At 66.2% G+C, this 10344-nt stretch carries 13 protein-coding genes and 1 tRNA gene; 2 read left to right on the top strand and 12 right to left on the bottom strand.

Annotation, left to right across the window (positions count from 1 at the left end; genetic code table 11):
- The 9 genes from B1A78_RS17815 to B1A78_RS17775 form a co-directional block, all read right to left on the bottom strand.
- The coding region (locus B1A78_RS17815; protein ID WP_372236901.1) for a cytochrome c-type biogenesis protein CcmH at nucleotides 1–261 on the bottom strand (261 nt) is incomplete at its 3' end.
- Nucleotides 258–788 (bottom strand): DsbE family thiol:disulfide interchange protein, encoded by a 531-nt coding sequence (locus B1A78_RS17810; RefSeq protein ID WP_077148254.1) that lies wholly within the window; start codon nucleotides 786–788, stop codon nucleotides 258–260. The genes B1A78_RS17810 and B1A78_RS17815, both read right to left, overlap by 4 nt.
- A complete protein-coding gene (locus tag B1A78_RS17805) occupies nucleotides 785–2749 on the bottom strand; it encodes a heme lyase CcmF/NrfE family subunit (RefSeq protein WP_077148253.1) in 1965 nt (654 codons plus the stop codon). Before B1A78_RS17805 ends, B1A78_RS17810 begins: the two co-directional genes overlap by 4 nt.
- Nucleotides 2746–3186 (bottom strand): cytochrome c maturation protein CcmE, encoded by a 441-nt coding sequence (ccmE, locus tag B1A78_RS17800; protein WP_077148252.1) that lies wholly within the window; start codon nucleotides 3184–3186, stop codon nucleotides 2746–2748. The genes B1A78_RS17805 and ccmE overlap by 4 nt, the downstream gene beginning before the upstream one ends.
- Entirely contained in the window at nucleotides 3183–3368 is a 186-nt protein-coding gene (locus tag B1A78_RS17795) for a hypothetical protein (RefSeq protein WP_077148251.1), read from the bottom strand. The genes ccmE and B1A78_RS17795 overlap by 4 nt, the downstream gene beginning before the upstream one ends.
- A gap of 3 nt (nucleotides 3369–3371) precedes the next feature.
- Nucleotides 3372–4106 carry a heme ABC transporter permease CcmC gene (ccmC, locus tag B1A78_RS17790; RefSeq protein ID WP_077148250.1) on the bottom strand — a complete coding sequence of 245 codons (735 nt, stop codon included), beginning with the start codon at nucleotides 4104–4106 and terminating at the stop codon, nucleotides 3372–3374.
- Between the two features lie 96 nt (nucleotides 4107–4202).
- Nucleotides 4203–4556 carry a YbaN family protein gene (locus tag B1A78_RS17785; RefSeq protein WP_077148249.1) on the bottom strand — a complete coding sequence of 118 codons (354 nt, stop codon included), beginning with the start codon at nucleotides 4554–4556 and terminating at the stop codon, nucleotides 4203–4205.
- A gap of 175 nt (nucleotides 4557–4731) precedes the next feature.
- On the bottom strand, nucleotides 4732–5781 hold the full coding sequence (locus B1A78_RS17780) for a Glu/Leu/Phe/Val dehydrogenase (protein WP_077148248.1): 1050 nt from the start codon (nucleotides 5779–5781) through the stop codon (nucleotides 4732–4734).
- Between the two features lie 98 nt (nucleotides 5782–5879).
- Nucleotides 5880–5956 (bottom strand) — tRNA-His (locus B1A78_RS17775).
- Between the two features lie 102 nt (nucleotides 5957–6058).
- On the opposite strand from B1A78_RS17775, the gene B1A78_RS17770 reads away from it, so the two are divergent.
- Nucleotides 6059–6736: a 2OG-Fe(II) oxygenase gene (locus B1A78_RS17770; protein ID WP_256839178.1), complete on the top strand. Its 678-nt coding sequence runs from the start codon at nucleotides 6059–6061 to the stop codon at nucleotides 6734–6736.
- 93 nt (nucleotides 6737–6829) lie between these two features.
- Here B1A78_RS17770 and B1A78_RS17765 read toward each other — a convergent pair whose 3' ends face one another.
- Nucleotides 6830–7573 (bottom strand): SIMPL domain-containing protein, encoded by a 744-nt coding sequence (locus B1A78_RS17765; protein ID WP_179102084.1) that lies wholly within the window; start codon nucleotides 7571–7573, stop codon nucleotides 6830–6832.
- A gap of 132 nt (nucleotides 7574–7705) precedes the next feature.
- On the opposite strand from B1A78_RS17765, the gene B1A78_RS17760 reads away from it, so the two are divergent.
- A complete protein-coding gene (locus B1A78_RS17760; RefSeq protein ID WP_077148247.1) occupies nucleotides 7706–9484 on the top strand; it encodes an ABC-F family ATP-binding cassette domain-containing protein in 1779 nt (592 codons plus the stop codon).
- A gap of 122 nt (nucleotides 9485–9606) precedes the next feature.
- Here B1A78_RS17760 and B1A78_RS17755 read toward each other — a convergent pair whose 3' ends face one another.
- Nucleotides 9607–10167 carry a hypothetical protein gene (locus tag B1A78_RS17755; protein ID WP_077148246.1) on the bottom strand — a complete coding sequence of 187 codons (561 nt, stop codon included), beginning with the start codon at nucleotides 10165–10167 and terminating at the stop codon, nucleotides 9607–9609.
- 87 nt (nucleotides 10168–10254) lie between these two features.
- Nucleotides 10255–10344 (bottom strand): DUF6456 domain-containing protein (locus B1A78_RS23180; RefSeq protein WP_256839185.1); only part of this gene is annotated, 90 nt, incomplete at its 5' end.

The raw sequence follows: 10344 nt of genomic DNA, 5'->3' as shown, positions 1-10344 counted from the left end.
GTCGGGGCTTTCGCCCGCCGCGATCTTGCTGCGCACGTCGTTGCGCATGTCGCCCGCCAGCGGCGCATCGCTGTCGGCGATCGACTGGCCCTGGCAGACGAGGCACCGCAGCGTGTCCATCAGCGCCTTCGCCTTCGCCTCCGCGGCGGGATCGGCGAGCTGCTGATAGGCATAGGGCGCCGGCGGCAGGCGGTCCTGCGCCGTCGCCGGCACCGCCGCGACGAGCGCCAGCAGCGCGATCAGGGCGCCACGCAGCGTCACTTCATCGCCTCCAGCTTGGCGATGATCTCGGGGACCTGCTCCTGCAGGATCACGCCCTGGATCTGCTCGCGGATGATGCCCTTGCCGTCGATCAGGAAGGTTTCGGGCACCCCCGACGATCCGAGCGCGATCTGGACGCTCGACTGCATGTCCGATCCGATGCGGTCGAACGGGTTGCCGACCTCGTTCAGAAACTGCGCGACATCCTCGGGCCGGTCGCGGATCGCGATCCCGTCGATCGGCACCCCCGCGGCCTTCAGCGCCTCGAGCTGCGGCGCCTCGGCGCGGCACGGGATGCACCAGCTCGCAAAGACATTGACCAGCCGCGGCTTGCCGTCGGCGAGCTGGCTGCTCTTCAGCCCCGCAACCCCGGCGGTCGCGGGCGGCAGGTCGAACAGCGGCATCGGCTTGTTGATCCATTGCGACTGGATCAATGTCTCGCCGGGCACGGTCAGCCGATAGATGAAGGCGCCGAACAGCAATCCCATGATCGCCAGCGGCACGAACAGGACCCAACGCGACTTCATTTCCAGCGACCTTCTTCCTTGCGCGCGCGCCGCGCACGCCACAGCGCGAGCAATTGCGCACGCCCCAGCATCGACAGCGCCGCGCCGAACGCGATCAGCCCGCCGCCCAGCCAGATCCACCACACCAGCGGCTTCCACCACAGCCGCAGCTGGTACCGGTCGGCGCGTCCGTCGGCGCCCTGTACCGGCTGGCCCAGCACGACATAAAGCTGCCCGCCCGGCCGCGTCAGCAGCGCGGCTTCGTTGGTTTCGGTCGGCGCGGTGCCCATCAGCCCCGGGAACATCCGCGATTCGGGCTTCATCACATGCGACTTGCCGCCCGACATCGCGACCAAAGTGCCTTCGATCGCGGTATAATTGGGTCCCGCAATCGGCTTCACGCCCTTGAACAGCACGTCGAAATCACCGACGCGCACCGTCTCGCCGGGCGCCGCGGCGACCAGCTTTTCCTTGATGAAGGCGCTCTCTGCACCCATGCCGGCGAGGCACACCGCGACGCCGAAATGCGCGATCACCATGCCCCAGGTCGGCAGCGGCGTGCGGCGCAGGTTGCGGCCCCATAGCGGCGCAAGGCTCGCCACCGCGACCACGCCCGCGACCGCCATGCCGAGCAGCGGCAGGATGCCGACATGGCCGCCAAAGATCACCAGCAGCACCAGCACGATCGCCCCCGCCAGCGCCGCGATCGGCAGGCGCGAACGCAGCTTGCGTCCGTCGTCCTTGCGCCAGGCGAGCAGCGGTCCGGCGACCATGACGAGGCACAGGATCAGCGCCAGCGGCCCCGCGACCTTGTTATAATAGGGCGGACCGACCGAAATCTTCTCGCCCATCGCCTCGGCGACGATCGGATAGAGCGTACCGAGCAGCACGAGCGCGAGGATCGTCGTCAGCAGCAGATTGTTGATGACCAGCGAACCTTCGCGGCTGAGCAGCGCGAATTTCTTGCCCTCGGCGACCGTCCCGGCGCGCAGCGCGAACAGGGTCAGCGCGCCGCCGATATAGATCGCCATCAGCGCGAGCAGGAAGGTCCCGCGCTCGGGATCGACGGCAAAGCTGTGGACGCTGGTGAGCAGGCCCGACCGGACGATGAAAGTGCCGACCATCGACATCGAAAAGCCGATCACCGCCAGCATCACCGTCCACGCGCGCAGCGCGTTGCGCGTCGCGGTCACCGCGACCGAATGGAGCAGCGCCGCGCCCGCAAGCCAGGGGATGAGCGAAACATTCTCGACCGGGTCCCAGAACCACCAGCCGCCCCAGCCGAGTTCGTAGTACGCCCAATAGCTGCCCGCGGTGATGCCGAGCGTCAGGAAGATCCAGCTACCCAGCACCCATGGCCGCATCGCGCGGGCAAAGGCCGGGCCGATCTCGCGCGTGATCAGCGCGCCGACCGCGAAGCTGAACGCCACCGACAGCCCGACATAACCGACGTAGAGCGTCGGCGGATGGAACGCCAAACCGATGTCCTGCAGCAGCGGGTTGAGCCCCTGCCCATCGGGCGGCGCCACCGGCAGGCGGTTGAACGGGTTCGACGAAAAGATCAGGAAGGCAAAGAAACCAAGGCTCAGCGCCGCCTGCGCCGCCAGCGTCGCGACCAGCGTATCCTCGCGCAGCCGCCGCTCGAAGATCGCGATCAACGCCCCCGACAGCGACAGGATCATCAGCCACAACAGCATCGACCCTTCGTGGTTGCCCCACGTTCCCGCGACCTTGAAGATCATCGGTTTCAGGCTGTTGCTGTTGCGCGCGACCAGTTCGACCGACATGTCCGACCGCACGAACAGCGCGATCAGCAGGCCGAAGGCCGCGGTGGTCAAAACCCCTTGCGCGACGCTCGCCGGCCGCACCAGCGACGCGAGATCCTTCGGGCCGCCGCGCAGGAAGATGATGCCCGCGACCAGCGACAGGCACGCGAGCGCCGCCGCGATCCACAGCAAGGCCAAGCCGAGTTCGGCGATCATGTCTTCGCCGCCGCCTTGGCTACGGCCTTGTCCATGCCTTCCATCTGCGGCGGCATATATTTCTCGTCATGCTTGGCCAGGATCTTGTCGGCGACGAAGGTGCCGTCGGCGCGCATCCGGCCGTCGGCGACCATGCCCGAATTTTCGGCGAACAGGTCGGGAACGATGCCGGTGAACTGCACCGGGATCGATGCCTTGCCGTCGGTGGCGACGAAGACGATCGTGATCCCGTCGCTCTGGCGCTTGATGCTGTTGGCGGCGACCATGCCGCCCAGCCGCATCGGCTCGCCGACGACGGCCTTTCCCGCCTCGATCTCTTCGGGGGTGCGGAAATAGGCCGCCTCGTCGCGCAGCGCGCTCGCGCCGAGCACCCCCGCGCCCGCGACGCCGCCCAGCGCCAGCAGCGCGAGGATCAGTCTTTGGTGTTTCGCTTTCATTTGCGGTCCCCGCGCGGCGTTTCGCCGCGCCGATTGTTGGCGCGAAGCGCGTCGCTGCGCCGCTCGGCCTTTTTCATCGCGGACCAGCTCGTCCACAGCACGATGCCGGTCAGCAGCGCGGTCAGGCCATAAGCCGCCGCGACATAAGCCCATTGGCCGCTCCCGCTGATCACCCCGGTCACGCGTCAGTTCCCTTCATCGTCGGCCAGCCGCCGCAGCCGCGCCGCGACGCGGTTGTCGGCGATGATCCGCCGCATCCGCATCAGCACGATGGCGCCGAATAACAGCGAAAAACCCAATACAGTCAATCCCAAAGGCCACAACAGCGCCCCGTCGATGCTCGACCCGCGCAGCGTGATGCTCGGCCCCTGGTGCAGGCTGTTCCACCACACGACGCTGCGGTTGATGATCGGGATGTTGATCGCACCGACCAGCGCATAGATGGCGGCGCCGCGCGACAGCGTCCCGCCCTGCTTCTGCCCCTCGTCGCCGTTGGTCAGCGCGATGAAGCCAGCATAGAGGAACAGCAGGACGAGCATCGAGGTCATGCGCCCGTCCCATTCCCACCAGGTGCCCCACGTCGGCCTGCCCCAGATCGATCCGGTCGCGAGGCACAATGCGGTGAACATCATGCCGGGCACCGCGATCGCGCGCGCCGCGATGCCCGCAAGCGGATGGCGCCACACGAGTTGCACAAGGCCCGCGATCGCAAGGCTGGTCCAGCCGCCCATACCGAGCCAGGCCGACGGCACATGGACGTACAGGATGCGCGCGGTCTCGCCCTGTTTCGCTTCGCCGGGAACGAGCATCAGCCCCGCCCAGCCGCCGACGAGCAGCAACAGCAACCCGACGCCGAGCAGCCACGGCGTCAGCGGCTTCGCGATCGCGAGGAATCGGGTGGGATTGGCGTAAGCGTGCATCGGTTCGCGTCGTCTTTAGGTGAGGCCGATTTATCGGTCCAGTGAATTGCCCGGCGCGACCCGGCGGCGCTTCTGTCGCCCGCCGCGGGCGGAAGGTCAAGCCTCGGGCCGCGTCCAGATCCAGCTTCCGGTCACCGCCGCGGCGATCACCGGCGCCATCACCCACGGCCAGGGCGAAAAGATAGCAGCAAGCACGATGCTCACCGCAAACATCACGCTCGCGGCGATCTTGCCCTTGCGGCTGATCGCCCCCTTCTCGCGCCACGCGACGATATGATGCCCGAAATGCGGATGGTTCAGCAGCCACGCCTCGAGCCGCGGCGACGAACGCGCGAAACAAAAGGCCGCGAGGATCACGAACGGCACCGTCGGCAACAGCGGCAGAAAAGCGCCAATCGCGCCAAGCGCGAGCGACAGCCAGCCGCAAACGAGGTAGAAATGCCGCTTCATCGGGAAGGGCTTAGCGGAATTGGCGGAGCGCGCCAGCCCTGCCACCAATGCATGACGGCTCTGGATTGCTTCGCTTCGCTCGCAATGACGAAGAATTACAAAGCCCCGTCATTGCGAGGAGCGAAGCGACGAAGCAATCCAGGGCGCCACAGCACGGCGGTCCGGATATTTGAACTTACCCCCGCCCGATCAGCTTCTGCGCCATCCGGTCGGCGACCACCGACGCCGGGGTGCCGCTCGCCTTGCTCTCGGCCCAGATGTCGGCCAGCCGGCCGGGGATCTGGCGGATGCGGTTCTCGACTTCCTCGCGGTTGCTCTGCCCCAGATATTCGAGCGCGACGTTGATGATGCCGCCCGCATTGATCACATAATCGGGGGCATAGACGATGCTGCGGTCGTGGACGCGCTGGCCGTCGGCCGCGGTTGCCAGCTGGTTGTTCGCACCGCCCGCGACGATCGGCACGCGAAGCTTCGCGATGCTCTCTTCGGTCAGGATCGCGCCGAGCGCATTGGGGCTGAGAACGTCCGCCTCAATCTCCATGATCGCCGCCGAATCGGCGAGCTCGGCGCCCAGTTCGTCGGCAAGCGCCTTGGCGCGCGCCAGATTGACGTCGGCGAGCGTCAGGATCGCGCCATCGGCCGCGAGCCGCCGCGCGACGCCGCCGCCGACGCTGCCGACACCCTGGATCGCGATCCGCACGCCCTTGGCGCTGTCCGTACCGAGGCCCTGCCGGATCGCGGCGAGGATGCCCAGATAGACGCCGAGCGCAGTCTGCGGCCCCGGATCGCCGCCAACCGCGTCGCCAGCGACGGGCAGGCCGCTGACATATTGGGTCTCGTGCGAAATTGCGACGATATCGGCGACCGACATGCCGACATCCTCGGCGGTCACATAAGCGCCGCCCAGCGAATCGACCGCGCGCCCGAAAGCCGCGAGCATCGCGGGGGTCTTTTCCGCACCCTCGTCGGCGAGGATCACGCCTTTCGCGCCGCCCATCGGCAGGCCCGCCATGGCGTTCTTGTAGCTCATGCCGCGCGACAGGCGCAGCGCGTCGGTGATCGCGGCCTTGCGCTGCGGATAATGCCAGTAGCGCACCCCGCCCGCGCCGGGGCCGAGGTGGGTCGAGTGGACCGCGATGACCGCGGTCAGCCCGCTGGCGCGATCGCGGAACATGTGGACATGCTCATGATCGTCGAAATCGGCGAAATCCCAGACAGCAGACATGCGCGACTCCTCGCGTTAGAAAATTACGTATCAGCGCAATAATCCAATAGGGCGCCCAAGTCACCCCAAATCCCGCCTCTGCGCGATGTTCATGAAAATGGGGCGACCAACGGGGCTCGAACCCGCGACCTCCGGTACCACAAACCGGCGCTCTAACCAACTGAGCTATGGTCGCCACACTCCGGGCGAAACCGCCTCGACAGCGCGCGGCGATAGGCGCGTGTGTGCCGGTTCGTCAAGCATTGTTCGTGTCACATATGCCCCTTAAAAGTGCCTTATGACCGATAAGATCGTCGATATGGCCACCTCGGGCGCCGACCGCACCGCCGAGCGGCTCGCCGCCGTCCCCGGCATCCGCCGCGCGCCGACCCCGAAGCTGCAACAATATATGCTGTCGAACTTCCTCGACGCCGCCACCTGCGCCGCGCTGATCGAGCGCATCGACCGCGACGTCCGCCCGTCGACGATCGCCGATCCCAATGGCGATGAAGCCTTTCGGACCAGCACCACCTGCGATCTCGACCACCGCGATCCGGTGGTCCGCGCGGTCAACGATCGGCTCCACGCGCTCACCGGCATCCCGCTTCTCTATGGCGAACCGCTGCAGGGCCAACGCTACGACGTCGGCCAGGAATTCAAGGCGCACACCGATTTCTTCGACCCGCGCGGCGCCGACTGGGAAGAATATTGCGCGATCCCCGGCCAGCGCAGCTGGACCTTGATGATCTATCTCAACGAGCCGCCCGCGGGCGGCGCGACGCGCTTCCTCGCCACCGGCAAGATGCATCAGCCCGAGGCCGGAAAATTGCTCGCCTGGAACAATGTCCGCCCCGACGGCACCACCAACGACGACACGCTCCACCACGGGATGAAGGTGCGCAAGGGCCGCAAATATATCATCACCAAATGGTTCCGCGAACGGCCCTGGCCGTGGGCGGATGGGGAGCTGGATTAGGCGCTAGACCGTCGCCCCCGCGAAAGCGGGGGCCGCAATCGGCCTAGCGCCATGTTGCCAGCGGCCCCCGCCTTCGCGGGGGCGACGCGCTTTTTACCGCACCAGCCGATACTGGAAACTCAGCGTCAGCGTGTTCGCGACCTGCCCCGGCTCGACCGGGGTCGCCTTGGCATCCATCGCCTGCAGGCGCACCATCGGCATCGGCGGCTGCGGTCCGCCAAAGCTGCCGCCCTCGCTGATCGACACCAGCTCGGCGCCGCGATAGCCCGCGAGCTTCGCATAATCGGCGGCCTTGGCCTCGGCTTCCTTGATCGCCGCGCCGCGCGCGCCGACGAGCTGCGCGTCGGGGTCCTTCATGCCGAACCACGGCCCGTCGATATTGGTGCCGCCCGCAGCGACCAGCGCATCGAGCAGCGGCCCGATATCGTCGATCTTCGGCGTCGTCGCGCGCACCGTGTTGCTCACCTGGTACCCGATGAAACGCGGCGGCTGGCCGGGGCCCTGGTTGTTATAATCATATTGCGGCGACAGGTTGATGCCGCTCGTCTGGATATCCTCGGCCTTGATCCCGCGCGCCTTGGCGGCGGCGATCAGCTTGTCCATCGCGGCGGCGTTCAGCCGCATCGCCTCGACCGCGGTCGGCGCGGTCGTCGTCACCCCGGCACCCACCGTCGCCTGGTCGGGTCGCGAGCGCACTTCTTCGCTGACGCTGAAGCTCAGGATCGGCCCCTGCACGCTCGCTGTCGTCACCGTCGTACCTCCCTGCTGCGCAAGAACCGGCGTTGCCGCCATCAGTGCCAGTCCACTGGCCATAGCGGTGAGCATATGCTTCGTCATTCTCTTCTCCTGTGACCGGATCCCGGCCGTGATGAACGCCCGCCCCGTAACGCAGACGGAGTGGGCGCGTTCCCGCCTTTGCCCGCACGGCGCTTGCATGATGCTGAACACCTCGGTAGCGCGCCGTTCATCATGGCAGCTCCCATTCTTTCATACGAAGGCCTCGGCCTTGTGCAGGGCAGCGGCTGGCTGTTCCAGGACCTCGACATCTATGTCGGCGAACGCGACCGCCTCGCGCTGATCGGCCGCAACGGCGCGGGCAAGACGACGCTGCTCAAATTGCTCGCGGGCCAGATCGACCCCGACAAGGGCAAGCGCGTCATTGTGCCCGGCACGCATGTCGTGATGCTCGAACAGGAACCCGATTTCCGTGCCTTCGCGACGCTGATGGATTTCGCCGTCGCCGGCGCCGACGCGCCGCCCGAGCACGAGGTCGCAGCGATCGCCGACCAGCTCGGCATCGACATGAGCCGGACAGCCGCCAGCGCCTCGGGCGGCGAGCGCCGCCGCGCCGCGCTGGCACGGGCCTTGGCGCAAAACCCCGACGTGCTGCTCCTCGACGAACCGACCAACCATCTCGACCTCGCCGCGATCGACTGGCTCGAATCCTGGCTCGCGCGCTACACCGGCGCCTTCGTCGCGATCAGCCACGACCGCACCTTCCTTACCCGCCTGACGCGCCAGACCCTGTGGCTCGACCGCGGCAGCATCCGCCGCAAGGAAATCGGCTTCGGCGGTTTCGAGGAATGGAGCGACGCGGTCGCCGCCGAGGAAGCCCGCGCCGCGCAGCGCCTCGACTCCAAATTGCGGCTCGAGGCGCATTGGCTCGAACGCGGCGTCACCGCGCGCCGCAAGCGCAACCAGGGCCGGCTCGAAAAGCTCAAGGAAATGCGCGCCACCCGCGCCGCGATGATCGGCGGCCCCGGCGTCGCCAAGCTCGGTCTCGCCAACGACGACGTCCGCTCGAAATCGGTCATCGTCGCCGAGGGTGTCAGCAAGAGCTTCGGCGACCGCACGATCATCAGGAACTTCGATTTCCGCGTCCAGCGCGGCGACCGCATCGGCATCGTCGGCGCCAATGGCGCGGGCAAATCGACCCTGCTCAAACTGCTCACCGGCGAGATCGAGCCCGACAGCGGCAAGATCACCCTCGCCCCGACGCTCGACGGCATCGTCATCGACCAGCAGCGCAGCCTGCTCTCGCCCGAAAAGCGCGTCCGCGACATCCTCGCCGACGGCGGCGACTGGGTCGAGGTGCGCGGGGTGAAGAAGCATATCCAGGGCTATCTGAAAGAGTTTCTCTTCGACCCGGGCGTCGTCGAGGCCAGCGTCGGCGCACTGTCGGGCGGCGAACGCTCGCGACTGCTCCTCGCGCGCGAATTCGCCCGCGAATCGAACCTGCTCGTGCTCGACGAACCGACCAACGACCTCGACCTCGAAACGCTCGACCTCTTGCAGGAGGTGATCGCGGACTATGCCGGCACCGTCCTGCTCGTCAGCCACGACCGCGACTTCCTTGATCGCACCGTCACCGTCACCCTCGGCCTCGACGGCTCGGGCAAGGTCGACATCGTCGCCGGCGGCTACGCCGATTGGGAAGCCAAGCGCGTCAAGCCGACCGCCGCCAAGGCGAAATCGGCGTCGACCGAAGCGGCCCCACAGCCGCCGCAGGTGCGCAAGAAACTGAGCTACAAGGACCAGCGCGACTACGACCTGCTGCCCGCGCGGATCGAGGCGATCGAAAAGGAAATGGCCGGCATCGAAACCGAGCTGTCCGACGGCAACCTCTTCACCCGCGACCATGCCCGCTTCACCGCGCTGACGGCCAAGCTCGAAGCGCTGCGCGAAGAAAAGGCCGCGGCGGAAGATCGCTGGCTCGAACTGGCGGAACAGGTCGAAACTTTGGGCTAGGCATGTCCGCCACCCGACAATCAAACCATCATTGCTTCGGGTGGACTTGCGGAAGAGCGGCGATCTGAACGCAATTGCGAAGATCAGGCTTGGGCTGGCGATTGCCATCGCCCTTGAGGCGCTTAACCCGCGGGCATGCGTGGATCGGATACCGGGGTCCACGACAAATCGGTAAACGAAACTCTGAAATATCGCGCACCATCTATCTGCGCATAAACTTCATCATATTCCCGGTCGTCCGCCGGAACATAAAATCTTACGCCCTTCCCCGAAAATTCCTCTCCCGAAAGGCCGAACTGCTTATCCAAAACCGAGTTTCCGATTGCCGATATGCGTCGCCCGCTCAAATCGAAATCGTTCGGATAGTGGATATAATTGACCAGAAAAACAAACACATCGGCAGGAATTTCCGAATGGAAGCGGACAGCGCTTACACCATCATCGTCGGTCTCGACCGTCATCAGCCCCTGATCCAAACCATATTTCTGGCCGAAGTCGCTCAAAATCTTCCGGAGCTCATTATTCCGCCAGCCTTGGACGGTAATGGACGCCTGGCTTGCGGGTATGGGCTCTGACGAAATTCGGTCGCTACCGTCCGCATGGCTTCGCCGGCTTGTCAGGATCAGGCTTGCCAGAATGAGCGCCACGGTGCTTGCGACCAAGATGGCGATGAACCATTTCATGCTATGCCCTCCACACCACAGGCATAGCAGGGCAATGATAGCCAACAACCAGCTTTGGACGCGAGGAAGGTTTATTCGAGTCGGCCCTCACCCCGTCCCGTAAAACCGCGCCAGCCGGTCGAGCGCCAGCCCCAGCACCAGCTTGCCCGACCGCGCCGGCCACCCCAGCCCCTTCTC

The sequence above is a fragment of the Sphingopyxis sp. KK2 genome, from assembly GCF_001990265.1.
Lineage (GTDB): Bacteria > Pseudomonadota > Alphaproteobacteria > Sphingomonadales > Sphingomonadaceae > Sphingopyxis.
The sequence above is the reverse complement of the archived record's forward strand: the minus strand, read 5'-3'. Positions and strand labels throughout refer to the sequence as shown.